Annotated in this window: 15 protein-coding genes; 11 read left to right on the top strand and 4 right to left on the bottom strand. The window is 65.1% G+C overall.

Annotation, left to right across the window (positions count from 1 at the left end):
• The first annotated feature begins 135 nt into the window (after positions 1–135).
• A complete protein-coding gene (locus tag EB835_RS10010) occupies positions 136–1,668 on the top strand; it encodes an FCD domain-containing protein (protein WP_135809320.1) in 1,533 nt (510 codons plus the stop codon).
• A 51-nt stretch (positions 1,669–1,719) separates the two neighbouring features.
• The gene (udk, locus tag EB835_RS10015) at positions 1,720–2,331 is read left to right on the top strand and encodes a uridine kinase (protein ID WP_168216690.1); all 612 of its coding nucleotides are present in this window, start codon (positions 1,720–1,722) and stop codon (positions 2,329–2,331) included.
• Positions 2,332–2,448: 117 nt separating this feature from the next.
• Here the strand turns inward: udk and EB835_RS10020 are convergent, their stop codons facing one another.
• Positions 2,449–3,645, bottom strand: a complete 1,197-nt coding sequence (locus tag EB835_RS10020; protein WP_135809321.1) for an IS110 family RNA-guided transposase — start codon at positions 3,643–3,645, stop codon at positions 2,449–2,451.
• Positions 3,646–3,907: 262 nt separating this feature from the next.
• On the opposite strand from EB835_RS10020, the gene EB835_RS10025 reads away from it, so the two are divergent.
• Both EB835_RS10025 and EB835_RS10030 read left to right on the top strand, forming a co-directional pair.
• The gene (locus EB835_RS10025) at positions 3,908–5,482 is read left to right on the top strand and encodes an HNH endonuclease (RefSeq protein ID WP_135809322.1); all 1,575 of its coding nucleotides are present in this window, start codon (positions 3,908–3,910) and stop codon (positions 5,480–5,482) included.
• A 72-nt stretch (positions 5,483–5,554) separates the two neighbouring features.
• Positions 5,555–6,124, top strand: coding sequence for a hypothetical protein (locus tag EB835_RS10030; RefSeq protein WP_135809323.1), 570 nt, complete (start codon positions 5,555–5,557; stop codon positions 6,122–6,124).
• 191 nt (positions 6,125–6,315) lie between these two features.
• Here EB835_RS10030 and EB835_RS10035 read toward each other — a convergent pair whose 3' ends face one another.
• Both EB835_RS10035 and EB835_RS10040 read right to left on the bottom strand, forming a co-directional pair.
• Positions 6,316–8,259 carry an FAD-binding monooxygenase gene (locus tag EB835_RS10035; RefSeq protein WP_135809324.1) on the bottom strand — a complete coding sequence of 648 codons (1,944 nt, stop codon included), beginning with the start codon at positions 8,257–8,259 and terminating at the stop codon, positions 6,316–6,318.
• Between the two features lie 45 nt (positions 8,260–8,304).
• On the bottom strand, positions 8,305–9,711 hold the full coding sequence (locus EB835_RS10040) for an MFS transporter (protein WP_135809325.1): 1,407 nt from the start codon (positions 9,709–9,711) through the stop codon (positions 8,305–8,307).
• Positions 9,712–9,850: 139 nt separating this feature from the next.
• Here EB835_RS10040 and EB835_RS10045 point away from each other — a divergent pair, with 139 nt between their 5' ends.
• Genes EB835_RS10045 through EB835_RS10070 form a run of 6 tightly spaced genes read left to right on the top strand, consistent with a single transcriptional unit; the run spans position 9,851 to position 16,262 of the window.
• Positions 9,851–11,341: a fumarylacetoacetate hydrolase family protein gene (locus EB835_RS10045; protein WP_135809326.1), complete on the top strand. Its 1,491-nt coding sequence runs from the start codon at positions 9,851–9,853 to the stop codon at positions 11,339–11,341.
• Complete coding sequence (locus EB835_RS10050; RefSeq protein ID WP_135809327.1) at positions 11,302–12,030, top strand: GntR family transcriptional regulator; 729 nt, start codon at positions 11,302–11,304, stop codon at positions 12,028–12,030. The genes EB835_RS10045 and EB835_RS10050 overlap by 40 nt, the downstream gene beginning before the upstream one ends.
• Positions 12,031–12,042: 12 nt before the next feature.
• Positions 12,043–13,548, top strand: coding sequence for a 5-carboxymethyl-2-hydroxymuconate semialdehyde dehydrogenase (gene hpaE / locus EB835_RS10055; RefSeq protein ID WP_135809328.1), 1,506 nt, complete (start codon positions 12,043–12,045; stop codon positions 13,546–13,548).
• A 7-nt stretch (positions 13,549–13,555) separates the two neighbouring features.
• Positions 13,556–14,692 carry a 3,4-dihydroxyphenylacetate 2,3-dioxygenase gene (gene hpaD / locus EB835_RS10060; RefSeq protein ID WP_135809329.1) on the top strand — a complete coding sequence of 379 codons (1,137 nt, stop codon included), beginning with the start codon at positions 13,556–13,558 and terminating at the stop codon, positions 14,690–14,692.
• 11 nt (positions 14,693–14,703) lie between these two features.
• On the top strand, positions 14,704–15,489 hold the full coding sequence (locus EB835_RS10065) for a fumarylacetoacetate hydrolase family protein (RefSeq protein WP_135809330.1): 786 nt from the start codon (positions 14,704–14,706) through the stop codon (positions 15,487–15,489).
• Positions 15,474–16,262, top strand: a complete 789-nt coding sequence (locus EB835_RS10070) for an HpcH/HpaI aldolase family protein (protein WP_135809331.1) — start codon at positions 15,474–15,476, stop codon at positions 16,260–16,262. The genes EB835_RS10065 and EB835_RS10070 overlap by 16 nt, the downstream gene beginning before the upstream one ends.
• A 58-nt stretch (positions 16,263–16,320) precedes the next feature.
• Here EB835_RS10070 and EB835_RS10075 read toward each other — a convergent pair whose 3' ends face one another.
• Positions 16,321–18,246, bottom strand: coding sequence for an LPXTG cell wall anchor domain-containing protein (locus tag EB835_RS10075; protein WP_135809332.1), 1,926 nt, complete (start codon positions 18,244–18,246; stop codon positions 16,321–16,323).
• A gap of 392 nt (positions 18,247–18,638) precedes the next feature.
• On the opposite strand from EB835_RS10075, the gene EB835_RS10080 reads away from it, so the two are divergent.
• Positions 18,639–20,162, top strand: coding sequence for a PrsW family glutamic-type intramembrane protease (locus EB835_RS10080; RefSeq protein WP_240688662.1), 1,524 nt, complete (start codon positions 18,639–18,641; stop codon positions 20,160–20,162).
• The last annotated feature ends 5 nt before the right edge of the window (positions 20,163–20,167 follow it).

Consider the following 20,167-nt stretch of genomic DNA (forward strand, 5'->3'; position numbering starts at 1 on the left):
GGTGTTGGTGCTCTCACGCATCGGCGCTGACCGTGGAGCTCGGGTGTGAGTTCAGTATGCGCCGCGGGAATCCGGGGGTGAAGAGATGGAGTCGATCCCAGAGAATGTTTGAGTCAGAAGTACTAGAATAGAGGAATGTACTCCGTTGAGTTCCGCCGTGACGCGGTGGCGCTGCTGACGAGGTCGACCCTCGCCGAGGCGGCTGCGCGCACGGGTGCATCACCGTCGACCCTGCGTCGGTGGGCGAGCCGATCCGACCTCGAGGATCGTCCCCGCAGCGGACGTCCGCCGATCCAGGGGACGGCCGACCGGGTCGTTGAGGCCCTCGTCGCGACCGCGGGTGCCCGGATCTCCGGGCGGGACTATTCGACCCGTGCCCTGGCCGAGGCGACGGGGCTGAGCCAGAGCATCGTCGCCCGGTCCGTCCGTGCTCTCACCCTCCCCGTCGCCGAGGTGGCAGGCGGGAGGGAGCTCGTTCTCGCCGCCAGCGGATTTCCCCTTGTCATCCTCGGCATCCGCAGCGTCGTTGCTGGTGAAGCGGGAGGTGAGGCCGCCGCAGTGCCGCCACGACGGATCCAACGGCGCATCGCGGGAATCACCGCGGCCCTGCGGACCGCGGGAGTCCAGAGGTGGGCGCAGCGCTTCGACAGCGAGCATCGGCAGGTGCCCACCGCCGAACTGCTCGCACTGCTCGATGGGGACAGTGACTTCCTTGTCTTCGACCCCCTCGGCGAGGTCCCGGGCGCGTTGCCCGACGACGCGGGAGGCCGGGTGAGAGTGTGTCAGGACTTCGACGAGTTCGCAGCAGTTCTCAGGAGCCGCCTCGGCGAGTGTCAGGACATCCCCGGGTCCCTGCTCGATCTGCTCGCCGCACGTGTCCGGCACGGACTCGAAGGAGTGCTGTGGCGCGAATCTGTTCCGCTCGAGCCTCAGAGAAGTTCCATGAGTTCTGACTCAATGGAGATCTCATCGTGGCTGCCGAAAGAGACCCGATCGATCACCGAACATCTTGCGATCGCGCTGCGCGAGGAAATCATCGACTCCGGCTACGAGCCCGGTGACCGGATCAATCCCCGCCTGCTCTCTCGCCGTATGCAGGTGCCCCGAGCCTCGGTCGATGCGGCGCTGCGGCGGATGGTCGATGACAAACTGCTCGACGGATCCCGGGGAGGCGCACGGATCCCGCTGATCACGACCGTCGACGTGCTCGACCTCTATGCCGCACGCATGGCAGTCGGGGAGGTCGTGTTCAGGTCCCTGGCTCTGCGTCCGCAGCGCTACCTCGTGCCCGTGCAGCTGGCCCTGCGGCAGGTCGAGGCCTCCGCGCCCACCCGCAGCGGAATCGATGTCGAGGACGCCGACCTGCATTTCCAACAGGAGCTGGCCCGCGCTTCGGGGCTGCGGGAATCGGCTCGTGCTTTTGAAGCTCTGACTCTGCGGCTGCGGCTGTTCATCTCCATCCTCCAGCTCGACTATTCGCCAGCCAGCGATCGCATCGTCAGCGATGATCGGGCCATTTTCCGGGCACTCAGCCGGGCGGATGCGAAGACGGCGATCGAAGTCTGGCGCGGCAAGGTCGACAATGCGGTCAGGCATATGGCCGGTCTGCTGGGCAGGCGGCGCTTCGACCAGGAGCTGTGGACCCAGCTGACGCGCAGCCTCGGGTGAGTGCGTAGGCCGGGAGCCGCCTCGGCGAGGGTCGTGGTCTATATTTGTGGCGTGGAGACTTTGGTTGTGGGCGTGGCCGGCGGAACCGGCAGCGGAAAGACGACGCTGACTCAGGCGCTGTTGGATAAGTGTGAGGGCCCGCCGTCGGTGCTCTTCCACGACAACTACTACAAACGGCGCGACGAACTCACCTATGAGGAGCGCGAAAAGGTCAACTACGACGACCTCGACGCCTTCGACAACGACCTCTTCGTCGACCACCTCACCGCGCTGCGGAACTCGGAGGCGGTCGAAAGCCCGGTCTACGACTTCTCGATCCACAACCGCAGCGATGAGACCACGCTGGTCGAGCCTGCATCGGTCATCATCGTCGAGGGCATCCTCATCTTCGCCGAACCGCGCATCTGTCAGCTGCTCGACATCAAACTCTTCGTCGACACCGACGCCGATGTGCGTCTGCTGCGCCGAATCAAACGCGATGTCGTCGACCGCGGCCGGACCCTGCAGTCGGTGGAGGACCAGTACCTGGGCACGGTCAAACCGATGCACGAGCTCTACGTCGAACCCTCGAAGCGCAATGCCGACATCATCATCCCCGACGGCGGACACAACATCGTCGCCATGGACATGGTCCTCAACCGCATCCAGCGCGGCGTCGGGTGACCGGCTCGGTCGGGTGACCGGGACGGGGTGCTGACTCGGGCGACCAATCAAGGTTTCTGACCAGGAATAACGCTGGTTGATCCAGCCGTCGCGAATGTCGTGATGCTCCTATAGATGTCAAACGGTTTCGAGCAGATATTTGCGGTACTCATCAACGAACTCGTCATTACGAGCCAGCCCACGTTCGAGCCGCGAGATCGTGATTGCCCATGTGCCGAAATGCTCGGCAACGGTCTTAAGACTCATCTTCTTCGATTGCCGTAACGGCCGTAGATCGTCAATGGCAGGCACGGCTGGTGGGTTGGTGATCAGGGAATACACTTCGTCGGCGACGTAGCGTTTCAAGCACCGCATGATCTCCTTCTTCGACTTCCCCTCTGCTGTCCGACGCGCCACGTACTCCTTGGTGCGCAGATCGTAGGACATGCGAACTTTCACGATGTCATAGAGCGCACTGTTGGCTTGCCGGTCACCACCCCGGTTGAGTCTGTGGCGGTTCGTCTTCCCTGATGATGCTTGCAACGGACTGGTCCCGCACAGGGCCGCGAACGCGGCCTTCGACGTGATCCGTTCCGGGTTCTCGCCCGCCGTGACGAGCAGCTTCGCAGCCGAGATCGCGCCGATGCCCTTCGCCGCTGCCAGTGCGGGGGCGACGTCCTTGGTGAGGGCATCGAGCTGGGCATGAGCGGTGTCGATCTCGTCGGCGAGGAACTCGATCCGACGCGCCAGCCGGTGGAGGGCGATCCCGAGATGGTCACCTGCTGCCGGCCGAGTTCCGAGGAGAGCAGCGTGGAGGTCATCGCCTGTCAGTCCGGCGTATTGCTCCCGGATCGTGGCGGGTGCGGTGGTGAGGAAGTGGATGATCTGCGTGGTGGCAGCTGTGCGGGCCTTGACCGCCGTTGTCCGGGCTTTCAGCAGCATGCGGATGCCGTCGACCGTCCCGCCGAGGAGTTTCGGGACGGGGAGGTCATCGGCGTCGGCGGCGACGGTCTTCGCCGCGGAGTAGGCGTCGATGGGGTCGGACTTCCCGCCGCGTCGGGTTTGCCTGTTGGGGCGGATGACTTCCTTGACGGTGATGTTGTGGGTGCGCAGGTAGGCGGTGATTCCAGCCCCGTAGGAGGCGGTGCCTTCGATACCGATGGCGATAATGGCGCCGAATGTGAGGATGAAGTCGAGCAGTGCCCGGTAGCCGGTGCTGGTGGTGGGGAATTCTCTATCACCGAGTTTCTTGCCGACTTCGTTGATGATGCCGACGTGGTTGGTGTTCTGGTGGGTGTCGATGCCGGCGTACACATTCGTCTCTGGTGCTGTCATGATGGTGTCTGCCTCTTCCATTGGACTGGTGGGGCGAGGGCCAGTCGGTCGGGCAGACAGGACGTAGACGAGACTCCGTGGTCGCGGAGTCACGCTCCTATAAGGTCATGTCCCCACCGGCTGGTTCTCTTCGGTGGGCGACAGAATTCCCGGTGGACTGATCACGAGAAGGACGCCATTGGTGGGTCAGTCAGTGCCTGGGTCACACCGGGAACCTGTCTTTAACATTCTCTACGTCAGTGCCGCGCAGTACGGTCTTCATATGGACACCGACTTCGTCCGGGATCCGATGGAGGATTCCGCAGCACTGACCGAGATCACTCGGTTCGGTGAGTTCCTGCGCGGCCTCGACCAGGGTGACACCGAGGCGGAGACGCTGGCGCGGATCACAGCGCTCGAAGAGCTCAAGTCAGCTGTCGTCGCGGCACAGACCAAGGAGGCGGTGGCCTTCGAAGCGCTGCGCATCGAACGGGACCGGCTCAACCGGGTGCCCGTGATCGACTGCGGCAGACGCGCCGGCGACGAAGTCGGATTGGCGAAGAAGGTCTCGCCCGGATCGGGCAGGAAGTTCCTCAGCACCGCCCGCACGATCGTCGTCGGGCTGCCCAATACCTTCAAAGCCTTGGCCAAGGGGGAGATCTCCGAAGACAAGGCACGAATCATGGTCGACGAGACCGCGGTCCTCGCCGATGCCGATCGGCGCAAGGTCGATACGCGGATGAAGCGCAGTCTGGAACCGACCGGGCTGCGCAGCCTGCGTGCCGAGGTGCGTGCACTCAGTGCGGAGATGGACGCTGAGGCGGCAGCAAAGCGGGCAGCGAAGGCCGCGACCAATCGTCGCGTGAACCTCACCGTGATCGATGACGGCATGGCCAGGATCTCCGCGATCCTGCCGCTTCCACAGGCCGTCGCCGCCTATGAGAGCCTCCGGGCCGGCGCCGAGTCGATCACTGTCGCCGGTGATGCAGGTGGACGGAATCGCCAGCAGGTGCTCGCCGACACCTTTGTCGAACGACTCAGCGGCCAATCGAGCGCAACGGCGGTGCCCGCGGAGATCCACCTGCTCGTCGAGGCCGAATCCCTGCTCTCCGACGGATTGGTGCCGGCTTGGCTGCCCGGGTTCGGGCCGCTGCCGGCGAAGACGGCGCGGGAATTCATTGCCGCGAACGAGGCGGAGACGTTCATCAGCAGGATCTTCACCCGTCCCGATGACGGACAGCTGGTCGGAATGGACGCGAAGAGCCGAGAGTTCACCGGCCGACTGCGGCAGATGATCACTTACCGCGACGATGTATGCCGGACCCCGTGGTGTGATGCCCCGATCCGTCATGCCGACCACGCTCGACCGGTCGCATCAGGTGGGGCGACCACCTGGGAGAACGGTTCAGGACTGTGCGCATCCTGCAACTACGCGAAAGAACACCCCGGATGGAGGCACGAAGCCACCGCGGAGGGACTGCGGGTCACCACACCGAGTGGGCGATCCTACGACGTGGCCACACCTGCGGTGGTCCGCCGCATGCGGTTCCCGCGCCCCGAAGCAGTGTCCGAGCCCGGAGATTCGCCGCCACAGGCCGATTGGCGGCAAGCGTTCTCCCGATTCCTCGAACCGGAGCGAGACGAGTCGCCGACCACAACGGAGGACCCTCCGATCGAATTCCAGCCGATCGTCCCGAGTTTCGTACTGCCTGAGCAGCTGCCGCCGAGATACTGCACGCGTGCGGAGAAGATCGCTGACTGGCGCAGACGCAATTCACACCGGCGACCGACCGCGGCGGACTGCAGAACCAGCCCGGTCGAGAAGGAACTGGTGAAGGTGGTCTTCGGACCGGACTGAGCCGAGGCTGCGTGTCGGATCTGGAACAACGCGGGAACACCCGTCACACGATTACTGCAGACAATCGTGTCTATGGACAGGCCGGGTAGGAACGAAGACACACGACTGACGACCGCACGAGGGCGTAGTCTCAACCTCGCAGCACGTGTGCTCCCGTTGGGGTCGGTGGCCTGCTGGGCGATCACGATCTTCGTGCCTGTCCTCGACAGCGGCGGGACCGGATCGATGCGGATCCGTGTGACGTCTCTCGGGTTCTCCCCGATCGACATGAATGATCTCAATCCGGGTTACCTCGCGCTCTGGATCATCATCCTCACAACCGCGTTCACTGCCTGGCTGCTGTCCGCATCGAAATGGTGGTCGATTGCGGCCATCGTCCTGGGCACGGTGCTGGGTCTGCACCTGCTGCAGATGGTCGCCGATCCGCCGATCATGATGTGGGACGGACAGACCGCCGACGGCATGCCCACAGGTGGCATGGAAGTCGCCTATCCTGCGGCAGGATTCGGTTTCTGGGTGCTCGGGAGCGTCCTCTTCTTCACCTCAGGAATCTGTGGACTGGTCGCCGCGTCTCAACAGAATCGTCACCGCCGCGAACGAATCAAACGCTGCATGGCCAAACGCCCTGGTCCCACGGCGTGAGGCCAGGGGCGTGCCGGTGACAGTCCGGCCAGCCGCCCATGCTCATGTGGGATGCCGAAGATTCAGACAGCCGGAGTGTTTTCGCGGAGCCCAGAATCACCCCTCGGCGGCGCGGCAACCGAACCCGTCGCTGAGTGCCGCGTCCGCCGTGGGTGGCGGTCCTCACCGCCCGGGAATGCTGAACGGCGAACTCACTGCACGGGTTCGAAGACTCCCGCGAAGTAGTCGCCGATTTCCGAATGCGCATCCAACGGGAAGACTCCCGAGACGTACTGGTCGGGGCGGACCACGACGACGGCACCATCACGACTGATTTTGCGGACCTCGAAGATGTCCTCCTCCGGCAGAGTCGCGTAGATCTTCTCCACGTATTCGAGATCGAAGGCTCCGACGTGCGGGCGGAAGACCGTCGGCACATCGGGGAACGCGAACTCTTTGTGTTCCTGCTGGTAGATGACGCTGAGTTCGACGAGGGCGTCGAGATCCTCACCTTCCCGGCGGTAGGCGACCAGCGGAGAGGCGGGATCCGATTCGAGCCACGCAGCCAGTGCCGCCGCTTTCGACTCGCCGCGGCCGGCGGAGTCGCCAGCTGCGGAGTCGCCAATGATCGGTGCGGCACGATCGGCGAAGACGTAGACCCGCCAGCGACCATCGGCACGAGCCTCGTGCCCGAGGTGGACGAAGTTCGCATCGCAGCTGCGCTTGACACGAGCCGACTTGAACCGTTTGCCGATCGGGAAACCGGCCGCGAGCTCTTGGTGCGTCGGCGGCGTCGTGATCATCGACTCCGTGTACTCGGTCATGAACCCCGCGGGGAACTCCGCAGTCTTGACGTAGAAGTCCTCGAGGTAGGTCTTGTCCGGCAGCTCCTCCTGCGGAGTCGCCATGAGCGTCGACCATTCCTTGTCGAACTCGATGAGGTTCTTCGCCGCCACCTGACGTTCGGCCGAGTAGGTTCGCAGCAGCTCCGTCGAGGACCGACCGGAGATGACCTGACCGAGCTTCCACGCAATATTGAAGCCGTCCTGCATCGACACGTTCATTCCCTGACCGGCCTTCGCCGAGTGCGTATGGCAGGCATCGCCGGTGATGAACACGCGCGGACACGGCGAAGCCGGATCGGTCTCATCCGTGTCGTCGAAGGCATCCGTGAGCCGGTGCCCGACCTCGTAGACCGAATGCCAGGCCACGTTCTTCACATCGATGCTGTAGGGCGCGATGATCGCATTGGCACGATCGATGATCTCGTCGATGCTCGTCGACCGCACCTTCCGGGCGTCATCCTCGGGAACTTCGCCGAGGTCGACGTACATTCGGAACAGGTGCCCGCCTTCGCGGGGGATGTGGAGGATATTGCCGTGCTTCGACGAGATCGCACATTTGGTGCGGATATCGGGGAAGTCGGAGTTCGCGAGCACGTCCATCACACCCCAGGCATGATTGGCCTGATCACCGGTCATCGTCCGCCCGATCGCCGACCGCACCTTCGACCTGGCTCCGTCGCAGCCGACGACGTACCCTGCACGGATGGTCCGTTCCTCACCGGTGCGTTCGCCCGCGGTGTAACGGACCGTGACCGAGACCGGATGGTCCTTCGCCGAGGCGGCCGAGGCGTCCGCGTCGACGGCGAGGTCGACGAACTCGATCCCGTAGTCCGGGGTGATCCTCCCGGGGGACTGGACAGCGAACTGTGCGAAGTAGTCGAGTACGCGCGCCTGGTTGACGATGAGGTGCGGGAATTCGCTGATCCCGTGCTCGTCGTCCTTCGGCCGACCGGTGCGAATGATGTGCTCGGGGTTCTCCGGATCCGGATTCCAGAAGGACATCTCCGTGATGTGATAGCCCTCGCGCATGATCTCCTCGGCGAAGCCGAACGCCTGGAAGGTCTCGACAGAACGGGCCTGGATGCCGTCGGCCTGACCGATGACCAGCCGCGAATCCCGCTTCTCGATCATCCGCGTGTTTACGTGCGCGTACTGCGAGAGCTGAGCCGCTGCGATCATCCCCGCAGGACCGCTGCCGACGATGAGGACATCGACCTCATCGGGCAGATCCTCACTGCGCTCGATCCCGCAGCCGGCGGCTTCTTCGATCCGCGGGTCCGCGGACACGTAGCCGTTCTGATGGAAATGCATGTCAACCTCCGGTTCTTGACACGTCGTCGTGATATTCGAATGCTATCAGTTCATATACGATCTGGTGGTGCCGGAGTTGTCCCGGTCACCGTTCGAGCTGGTCAGATGCGCGCGCGATCCCATCCCGATGATCGGGCTCACCGCCTGCTCGTCCTCGTGGTCGGGGCCCAGCGGAATTCCGGTGCGGTCACGCAGCAGCAGCGTCGCTGCGAGTGCGAGTGCGGCGACGACGCCCAGGTACACCGCCACTGAGGTGGTCGTTCCCGTTGCTGAGACCAGGGCTTTGGCGATCGTCGGAGCGAAGGCGCCGCCGAGGATCGACCCGATCGCGTAGGAGACCGAGACTCCGGAGAAGCGGACGCTGGAAGGGAACAGCTCGGCGTACATGGCCGGCTGCTGACCGTAGGTGAAGCCCAGGCCGACTGTCAGGACGACGAGTCCGAGCAGGAGCATACCCACCGAACCGGTGTTGACCAGCGGGAACAGGCTGACGATGCCGATGAGCAGGAGCACCCAGCCGAGGATGTAGGTGGTCCGGCGCCCGATCCTGTCCGAGACGGTCCCGGCGATGATCGTGAAGATCAGCCAGGACACCGCCGAGGCGGCGACGGCCCAGAGCACGGGACCGCGCTCGAGGCCGATGGGGCCTGCCGGGTCCGTGGCGTAGTTCTGGATGTATCCGCCGGTGGTCATATAGCCGGCGGCGTTGTTGCCCATGAAGACCAGCGAGGCGAGGATGACGAGCAGCCAGTGGTTCTTGAGCAGACGGCCCAGAGGGTTCGTCACCTGCTCCTTGCGCTCTGCGATCTCGTGGAAGACGGGGGATTCCTCGACTCCGCGGCGGATCCAGTAGCCGATGAAGACGAGGACGATGGAGAGGAAGAACGGCACCCGCCAGCCCCATTCGAGGAAGGCGTCGCCCGGGGCGATCGAGGTCATCAGGGCAAGTACGCCCGAAGACAGCAGGAGTCCGATGGACACCCCGATCTGCGGGAAGGATCCGCGCAGTCCGCGCGACTTCTCATCGGCATGTTCGACGGCGAGCAGAACGGCTCCGCCCCATTCGCCGCCGGCTGAGATTCCCTGGATGATGCGCAGCGCGATGAGCAGGATCGGGGCCAGGACGCCCGCAGATTCGAAGGTCGGCAGGAAGCCGATGAGAGCCGTTGCTGCACCCATGGCGATGAGGGTGATGATGAGGACCACTCGGCGGCCGAGCTTGTCGCCGTAGTGGCCGGCGAGGAAGGCGCCCAAGGGGCGGAAAAGGAAGCTGATGCCGACCGTCGCGAACGCGACCATCGTCGACATGGTCGAACCGAGCGGGCCGAAGAAGAGCTGGTTGAAGACCAGCCCCGAGGCCGCCGCATAGAGGAAATAGTCGTACCATTCGATGCTCGTGCCCACGATCGTCGCGAACGCCACCCGGGCCTGAGTGTGCTTCTGTGTTGCCATGACTTCTGTGTCCTGTCGTGCGATTGGCGTATCCGGCACAGCCGTTTCAGCGGTGAAGCTGTGGCCTGGATTACTTGTCCCCGGGAACCGTATCATATACGATCTGAGGTGAAGCCAACCGAAATGAGGTGTGAGATCGATGTCGACTCCTCCCGCCCGTCCGGGCAAGATCATCGCCGTCCATGTGGCCTATGAGTCCCGTGCCGCGCAGCGCGGTAAGCGGCCCGCCCAACCGTCCTACTTCCTCAAAGCCGCCAGCTCCGTGGCCGCAACAGGGGAGACCATCGAACGTCCCGCCGGAACCTCGCTTCTCGCCTTCGAAGGTGAGGTCGCCATCGTCATCGGAACTCCCGCCCGCAACGTGACTGAGGCAGACGCCTGGTCGCATGTGGCAGGCGTGACCGCGTCGAATGACTTCGGTCTCTACGACATGAAGACCCCGGACAAGGGGTCGAACCTGCGTTCGAAGAGCCGTGACGGATTCACTCCGCTGGGCCCCGAACTCATCCCCGCCGCCGAGGCGGCCCCCGATTCCCTGCGCCTGCGCACCTGGGTCAACGGCGAAGTCGTCCAAGATGACGGCACGCGCGCCGAGCAGCTCATCTTCACCCTCCCGCGCATCGTCGCGGACCTCAGCCAGCATCTGACCCTCGACGCCGGGGACGTCATCCTCACCGGTACCCCGGCCGGATCCTCCGTCGTCGTCCCCGGTGACACGGTCGAGGTCGAGGTCACGGCCGCCTCAGCGAACGGGGAGGAACTGAGCTCCGGCCGGCTGACCACCACCGTCGTCGAGGGCCCCGGCGACTTCGATGAAGACCTCGGCAGCATTCCCGCGGTCGATGAAGCTCTGATCGTCGACGCGTGGGGATCGCGCGAGGCGGCCGGACTCGCGGCCAGCGATAGCGAATCGGATGGCACCAGCGCAGCGGACGGCAGCCTCGGCGAAGATCTCGTCGCTCGGCTCACCGAAGCCCCGACCGCCGGCCTGTCGGCTCAGCTGCGCTCGCGCGGACTCAACAATGTCGTCATCGAGGGTGTCGCGCCGCTGCAGCCGGGTGCGAAGATCGTCGGCACTGCAAAGACACTGCGCTTCGTGCCCAACCGCGAGGACCTCTTCAAGTCCCACGGCGGCGGCTACAACGCGCAGAAGCGAGCCTTCGACTCGATCCGCCCCGGCGAGGTCGTCGTCATCGAAGCCAGGGGCGAATCGGGCTCCGGCACACTCGGCGACATCCTCGCCCTGCGCGCGAAATCCCTCGGAGCAGCGGGAGTCGTCACCGACGGGGGAGTCCGCGACTCCGCCGAGGTGGCCGGCATCCTGCCCGTGTTCGCCACCGCACAGCACCCTGCCGTGCTCGGTCGCCGTCACGTTCCGTGGGAGTCGGACGTAGCCGTGGCCTGCGGAAACGCCACCGTCCTGCCCGGCGATGTCATCGTCGCCGATGACGACGGAGCCATCGTCATCCCCCGCGACCTCGCTGAAGAGGTCGTCGACGCGGCGCTGACCAAGGAGATCGAGGACGGATGGGTGGCCGAACAGGTCGCCGCCGGCAACCCGATCGAAGGGCTCTTCCCACCGAAGGGCGAATGGAAGGCGAAGTTCGACGAGTGGAAGGCCTCCCGGTGACTATCGCCGCCACACTGAGCAAGGCTGAAATCGCATACCGGTGGATCCGCGAACGCGTCGCCGATCAGACCTACCAGCCCGGGCACAAGCTCGTGCTCGCGCAGATCGCTCTCGAACTCGACACCTCCGTAGTGCCGGTGCGCGAGGCCATCCGCCGGCTGGAAGCCGACGGGCTCGTGACCTTCGAGCGCAATGTGGGGGCCCGCGTGGCCATGGTCGATCAGGGTTCCTACACCCAGTCGATGGAAACGGTCGCGATCCTCGAGGGAGCAGCCGTCGCCCAAGCGCAGGGCCACCTCGGTGCCGGTGATCTCGATGCGGCGGAGCAGATCAACGATCGGATGCGGGCGCTGCTGGACGATTTCGATCCCGCCGAATTCACCCGACTCAACCACGAGTTCCACGAAACGCTCTACCGGCGCTGTCCGAACGAACGGCTGTGCACCCTCGTCGAACTCGAATGGGACCGGCTCAATCACTTGCGGGATTCGACGTTCTCCTTCGTTCCCGAACGGGCCCTGGAGTCGGTGGAAGAGCACTCGCGCATCGTCGCCCTCATCCGGGCCCGCGCCTCGGCGCAGGAGATCGAACGGGCCGTGCGCGAACACCGATCGGCCACACTGCACAGCTTCCAGAACTCCCAGACGACCACCGCAGCATCAGCTGCAGATGTGACTACAGATTCGTAGAAAGGACCAGTCATGACACAGTCCACAACCCCGCCGGCAGGACTGCCGGAGAAGATCCGCCACTACATCGGCGGGCAGTTCGTCGACTCCATCGACGGGGAGGAATTCGACGTCCTCAACCCAGTGACGAATGAGTCCTACATCACCGCAGCCTCGGGCAAGAAGGCCGATATCGAAGCGGCCGTGACGGCGGCGAAGACAGCCTTCGACGAGGGCCCGTGGCCGACGATGCTGCCCCGCGAACGCGCCCGGATCCTCTACCGGATCGCCGACATCGTCGAGTCCCGCAAGGACGAACTCGCCGCGATGGAGTCCTTCGACTCCGGCCTGCCGATCACCCAGGCCAAGGGTCAGGCGGCACGTGCTGCGGAGAACTTCCGCTTCTTCGCCGACCTCATCGTCGCCCAAGTCGACGACGCCTTCAAGGTTCCCGGCCGCCAGGCGAACTACGTCAACCGCAAGCCCATCGGCGTGGCCGGGCTCATCACCCCGTGGAACACCCCATTCATGCTCGAGTCGTGGAAGCTCGGCCCGGCGATCGCCACCGGCAACACCGTCGTGCTCAAGCCTGCTGAGTTCACTCCGCTCTCGGCCTCGCTGTGGCCGGGCATCTTCGAAGAGGCCGGACTGCCCACCGGCGTGTTCAATATGGTCAACGGCTTCGGCGAAGAGGGCTACGCCGGAGACTCGCTCGTCAAGCACCCGGACGTTCCCCTCATCTCCTTCACCGGCGAATCGAGCACGGGACAGACGATCTTCGCCAACGCCGCTCCCTGGCTCAAAGGCCTGTCGATGGAGCTCGGGGGCAAGTCCCCAGCTGTGGTCTTCGCCGACGCGGACCTCGAGGCTGCCGTCAACGCGACGATCTTCGGCGTCTTCTCGCTCAACGGGGAACGCTGCACCGCCGGTTCGCGCATCCTCGTCGAGGAATCGATCTACGATGAATTCGTCGAGCGCTATGCCGCCCAGGCCAAGCGTGTGAAGGTGGGTCTGCCCTCGGATCCCGACACCGAGGTGGCCGCGCTCGTCCACCCCGAACACTTCGAGAAGGTCATGTCCTACGTCGAGATCGGCAAGACCGAGGCCCGCCTCGTCGCCGGCGGCGGACGCCCCGAAGGATTCGAGACCGGCAACTTCGTCGAACCGACCGTCTTCGCCGACGTCGCCCCCGACGCCCGGATCTTCCAGGAGGAGATCTTCGGGCCCGTCGTCGCGATCACCCCGTTCTCCTCCGACGAGGAGGCCCTGGAGCTTGCGAACAACACGAAGTACGGACTCGCCGCCTATATCTGGACCTCGGATCTCAAGCGAGCGCACAACTTCTCGCAGGCCGTGGAGTCGGGCATGGTGTGGCTGAACTCGAACAACGTCCGCGACCTGCGCACCCCCTTCGGCGGCGTCAAGGCCTCGGGGCTGGGCCACGAGGGCGGCTACCGCTCGATCGACTTCTACACGGAACAGCAGTCCGTGCACATCAACCTCGGCGAGGTCCACAACCCGGTCTTCGGGAAGCAGTGAGGCTGACATGACCAATCGCGAAGATGTGACACTGACCTCGGCCGGCTACTACGTCAGCCAGGAGGCGCCGATCGTCACGGACAATCCCATCGCCACACCTCAGGCGAGTCCGCCCGACATCCTCCGCTGCGCCTATATGGAACTCGTCGTCACCGACCTCGCCGCCTCGCGGGAGTTCTACGTCGACGTGCTCGGACTCTATGTCACCGAAGAGGACGAGAACACGCTCTACCTGCGTTCGACGGAGGAGTTCATCCACCACAATCTCGTCCTGCGAAAGGGCGAGGTCGCTGCTGTGGCCGCGTTCTCCTACCGGGTTCGCAGCCCGGAAGAGCTCGACAAGGCGGTGGCCTTCTACACCGAACTCGGCTGCGATGTCCGCCGCAGTCCCGACGGCTTCGTCAAAGGCGTGGGCGACTCCGTGCGTGTGGTTGATCCGCTCGGCTTCCCGTACGAGTTCTTCTTTCAGTCCGATCACGTCGAGCGCATGTCCTGGCGTTATGACCTGCACATCCCCGGCGAACTCGTCCGCCTCGACCACTTCAACCAGGTCACCCCGGATGTGCCGCGGGCGGTGAAGTACATGCAGGACCTCGGCTTCCGCGTCACCGAGGACATCCAGGACGAGGAGGGCACGGTCTACGCTGCGTGGATGCGTCGCAAACCGTCGGTCCATGACACGGCGATGACCGGCGGCGACGGACCGCGCATGCACCATGTCTGCTTCGCCACTCACGAGAAGCACAACATCCTCGCCATCTGCGACAAGCTCGGTGCGCTGCGCCGGTCCGATGCGATCGAACGCGGTCCCGGCCGGCACGGAGTCTCGAACGCGTTCTACCTCTACCTGCGCGACCCCGACGGCCACCGCGTCGAGGTCTACACGCAGGACTACTACACCGGCGATCCGGACAACCCGGTCGTCACCTGGGATGTCCACGACAATCAGCGCCGCGACTGGTGGGGCAACCCCGTCGTGCCCTCGTGGTACACGGACGCCTCCCTCGTCCTCGACCTCGACGGCAATCCACAGCCCGTACACGCACGCACGGATGATTCGGAGATGGCCGTGACGATCGGCGCGGACGGGTTCTCCTACACCCGCGCGGATGAGAACGAGGGCAAGCTGGGCAACCAGCTCTGAAAGGACACCACATGCTTGATGAAGCGACGATCGCGACGATCGCCGACGACCTCGCCGAGGCGGAGCGGACCCGCACGAAGATCCCGCGGCTGACCTCGCAGTTCCCGGACATGACGGTCGAGGACTCCTACGCGGTGCAGAACGAATGGCGCCGCCGCGGTGAGGCTGCCGGGCGTCGGCTGTTCGGTCACAAGATCGGCCTGACCTCGAAGCCGATGCAGCAGGCCACCGGCATCACCGAACCCGATTACGGGGCGATCTTCGCCGACCAGGTCTATGACACCGGATCCGTGATCGATCACTCGCAGTATTCGGGTGTGCGGATCGAGGTCGAACTCGCCTTCGTGCTGCGCGAGGAGTTGGCCGGACCCGACGTCAGCCTCTTCGACGTCCTCCGCGCCACCGAATACGTCGTCCCCGCTCTCGAGGTCCTGTCCTCTCGCATCGAGATGGAGGGACGCACGATCGTCGACACCATCTCAGACAATGCGGCACTGGGTGCGATGGTCATCGGGGGGCGTCCGGTCGCCGTCGACGCCGTGGACCTGCGGCGGGTGAACGCGCTGCTCTACCGCAATGAGACGATCGAGGACTCCGGTGTCGCCGCCGCCGTTCTCGACCATCCGGCCCGCGGCATCGTGTGGTTGGCGAACAAACTCGCCGAACACGGCGACGTCCTCCGCGCAGGAGAGACCGTGCTGGCTGGTTCGTTCACCCGCCCCATGTGGGTCCATCCGGGAGACACCGTCCACGCCGACTATGGAGAGTTGGGAGTCATCACATGCCGTTTCGAATAGACCTTCCGCAGACCTTTGCCGACCGGGTCGCCGGCCTCGCCGAAGGCGAGTACTTGGCCGGGATGTGGGTGTGCTCGGGTTCGCCCGTGGCCGCCGAGATCGCCGCGGCCTCCGGAATGCAGTGGGTGCTCATCGACGCCGAGCACTCGCCGATCGGCCTCGAGACCACGTTGAGCCTGCTGCGCGCCATGAACGGCTACCCGGCCACCCCGGTGGTGCGCGTGCCGGTGAACGACCGGGTGCTCATCAAGCAGTACCTCGACCTCGGCGCGCAGAATCTGCTCGTGCCGATGGTCGACACGAAGACCGACGCCGAGGCGGCCGTGGCGTCCGTCCGCTACCCGCCGAAAGGCGTGCGCGGAGTCGGTTCGGCCCTGGCCAGGGCCTCCCGGTGGAATGCCGTGGACGGCTACCTCGGTCGGGCCGAGGAGCTCGTGTCCCTGACCGTGCAGATCGAGTCGGCGACCGCAGTCGACAATGCCGCCGAGATCGCTGCGGTCGACGGCATCGACGGTGTCTTCGTCGGACCTTCGGACCTGGCCGCGTCGATGGGCCTGCTCGGTCAGCAGACGCACCCGGACGTCACCGCAGCGGTGACGCGGACGTTTGAGGCTGTGCGCGCTGCGGGCAAACCCGTCGGTGTCAACGCCTTCGACCCTGACCAGGCACGGAAGTACCTGGAGGCGGGCGCCTCGTTCGTCCTCGTCGGTGCCGATGTCGGCCTGATGATGAACGGCGCCCGCGCCTGGGCGAAGGAATGGGTGCAGGACTGAACACACGTCATCCCCGACCACAGACTTGCGGTCGGGGATGACGTGCATTCACTCTCTCCTATTCTCTGTCGCGGCGACTGCCGGAGATCAGCAGGATCGTGGATCCGAGGCCGACGAGGACGATGCCCAAGCCGATGAGCATGCCGTTGCCGGTTGTGCCTGTGCGAGGCAGCTCGGCCGGTGGGGCCGGGGCCGCGGGAGTCTCAGCGACCGGTTGGGTCTCCGGCTCCTCCGGAGCTTCGGGAGACTCAGGGGCCTCAGGCTGCTCGGGAGGAGCGCTCGGCTGCTCGGGCGGAGCCGGCGGCGAGTTCGGTTCCTCTGGCGGTGCCGGGGGAGTGTTCGGCTCCTCCTCGGGCGGGCGGTGCACGGTTTCAGCCGGCACGCCCCAGTCACTCGTCCACTTCGCATTGACGTCGCTGCCCTCGATCGTCGTCACATAGGTGACCCAGCCGACGGGCATATCGATCGGCTCAGTGCTGATCTCGACGTGGCCCTCTTCATCGGCGATGACGGTGAAGTCCTGCACGGACAGCTCCGTGCCGTCGGGCTCCTTCGACTGCGCGGGTTCGTTCTCCACATGGTAGGCGGTGATGGTGAGCACGGCTTCGGAGCCGGGGCGCAGGCCGGTCACGGCCACCTCGTCGTGGGTCGATGTTCCCTCAAGCACCGCCTCGGTGTCGGCGGTCGGGGTCCAGGGGACGAAGCCGGTCTCACGGGGTTGGCCGTGGATTCCCTTCCATTCCTGCGTCGCTTTGTCCCCGGCGATCGTCTCGGTGAAGTACAGCCAGCCGCGGAAGTCCTCGGGCACGGTGACCTCACCGGAGGTGTGAGCGCCGTTGCCGACGTCCTTCGAGGTCACGGACCCGATTTCGCGAGCGTCGTCGTTCTTCGTGCCCTGCTTCGGCTTCGTCGCCGTCTGCCACAGGGTGTGTTCGACGGTGACCGTGTGGTCGCCGATGAGGCCGGAGACGGTGAAATCGTCGGTGACCGTCTCGCCTGGTGTCGGTGTCTGGTCGGAGATCTCGGTGGTCACCTTCGGCTGGGAGCTCAGCTCCAGTGCCACCTTGTCCGTGACGGAATCGGGGGTGTCCGGGGTGATGACACGCTGTACCCGCGTCCCGGACGTCGGTTCGAAGACGCGCACGGACTGCGGAGCGACCTTCGCCGAGGCGGTCACGGACAGATTGCCGGGCGCGCTCGCCTGCAGCGTCGTGGTCACGGGCTCCTTCTCCGTGGTCAGGGTCGTCGGGGCATCCGTTGCCCCGGTGGCTTCGAGCTTGATCGCGATACCGGGAACCTGTGCCCCGGAGGCGCTGGTCAGCGAGATCGCCAGCGTCGCCTCATCCGTAGGGGTGCCGAGGCTTTTCGGACCTGATGCCCAGGAGTCAGGAGAAGCGGCGGACTCCGGGGCGGCGTGGGGGTCGAGCACAGGCATCCTCAGCACCGGTTCGAGGCTGATGTCGAGGGTGTAGGGACCCGCATACTTCTTCGCCTCCGCGAGGATCTTCGCATGCTGCTTCGCGGCACCGGAGAACTTCTTGCCCAGGTCAGCCGGTTTCTGCGGCGGCACCTTGTGGTCGTGGGGCAGTGCTTTGTCGAGGCGGGCCACGGCACTCAGCGCCGCCTGCACATCCTTCGACTTCGATCCCGAGTATTCGTGCAGCGCCCACGCGGTGCGGGACGAGGTGACCTTCTCGGCCGACGAGCCCTTGAAATACTTCGGCAGCGGAGACTTCTTTCCCGCATCGATGCAGTAGGCGGAAGTGTCTGGGAATGTGCGGTAGGAGCCGTACCAGGTCTTGCCCTGTTCTGCGTGGTGCCAGATCCCCGGCCCATAGGCACCGGGAGCGCTGTGCACCGGAGCCTCGCCGAGGCTGACCGGCGGTCCCGCGGCCATGGCTGGTCCCAGCCCGATGAGAGAAGCGACTGTGATGACGATGAGGAGCAGCGCGGTGCGCAGCGATGTGAGTCTGAGAGTAGTCATGGACCGATTCGACACGGGATCTGTCTGTCGGGCCAGGGTCGTTCGGTGGCCTGTGGACAGCGCTTCGCGCATCCACAGGAACTGACGTCTGAGTCGACGACGTGCTGCTCGACGCCGAGTGGGGGAGTGCGGCCGGGGATGAACGGCAGTATCGAGGCGATCGGGGCAGCAGTGGGATGTACTGAGGCGGCATCTCGGCCATCTGGCCGCGCAGCCGACTGTGCGCCTTCGTCCACAGCAGAAAATGTTCGAGTGGGCCTTGGCGAGTCGTCCGAAGAAGGTGGCAGTCGGCTGAAGTGTTGCTGGACGGATACACCATGAGGCCGTTGCCGGAAGGCATGGACTCTAGACTGAGGTGAGCGGAATTTCCCCCCATTGCAGAAGGACGAGCTATGTCGGCACAGAACGGTCCCGGTTCGCAGCGACCGCAGCCGCCCCAGGCGCAGGGCCAGCAGCAGAATCATGATCGGTTCCGCCCGCGGCCAGACCCCGTGCCACCCCAGGGCCAGCCGGTGCAGGGCCAGCCGGTGCAGGGCCAGCCGATGCCGCCGCACATGCAGCCGATGGTGCAGGGGCAGCCGATGCCCGGCCAGCCGGTGATGTACGTCCAGCCGCCGGTGCAGGCTCGCGTCTATGCGCAGCCGCGGTTCGCACCGACGGTGACTCAGGAGATGCGGATCCGCGCGGGCATGCAGGCACCCCAACAGGTCGTCACCGACACTCCCTGGACCGGTGCGGTGCGCCAGTCCCAGCCGGAGGCCGCACCTGATTCGACAGGGAACATCGTCCGCCTCGTCGCCGCCATCCTCGTCCTCGTTGTGCTCGTCATCGGCCTGGCGGGCCTCGCCCTGCTGGGTGGACTCAGCTTCGGAGTGCGGCTGTTCGCACTCATCGGACTCTCGGCCGTCCCGCTCCTGGGCATCATCGCGTATGTGCTCTGGCTTGATCGCTGGAAACCGCAGCCGAAGCTCCTTCTGGGCATCTGTCTTCTCTGGGGAGCCGTCGCCTCGGTCATCCTCACCCTCGGCTTCTCACTCGTCGGTGAGGTCGCGCTCTATATCGTCGGCATCAACGGGGTGCCCGACATCATCGGTGCAGTCATTCAGGCTCCGATCCTCGAGGAGTCGACGAAGACCGTCCTCCTCGTCGTCATCGTCCTCGCCGCCCGTCGCCACTTCGAAGGCCCCCTCGACGGACTCGTCTACGGTTCACTCATCGGAGCAGGCTTCGCCTTCACCGAGAACATCCTCTACCTCGGCCAGTCGTGGAACGACGGCGAACTTCCGGGGCTGGCAGTGACATTCGCCATGCGCTGCCTCGGCTCACCGCTGCTTCATACGGCGTTTTCTACCTGCGCCGGTGTGTCCATCGGCTTCGCCGCACGCAAATGGCCGTGGTGGTCACTCATCCTCATGTGGCTTCCCGGTCTCCTGCTCGGCATGGTCCTGCACGGCTTCTGGAATGCTTCGATCACGTTCCTCGGCGTGCTCGGCCAACTGACCCGTGATGTCATGGGCGGAATGCTCCCGCAGATCATCGGCCTCATCGTCCTCAGCGCCGTCCTCTCCGGGGCCTGGGTCACCCTCGGACTCATCCTGCGCCGCAGCGAACGACTGCACACTCAGAACATGCTCGGCGACTATGCGAACTCCGGATGGCTCACCCATGCGGAGGTCGACATGCTCGGAACGTGGAAGGGCCGGAAGAACGGTCGCAGCTGGGCGAAGTCGTTCCCGGGCGGCAAGGAGGAGATGAAGACCATGATCCGCACCTCAGGCAAGCTGTCGACGACACGGATGCGTGTGCTCGCAGGAATCGGCGGTGAGCAGGAACGCAAGATCGAACGTGCCGAACTCAAGCAGTTCGCCGATGCCCGTGAACGTCTGCTCACGGCCTCCAAACAGACACTGCGGTAAGTTCC

The organism is Brevibacterium sp. S22, assembly GCF_004745485.1.
GTDB lineage: Bacteria > Actinomycetota > Actinomycetes > Actinomycetales > Brevibacteriaceae > Brevibacterium.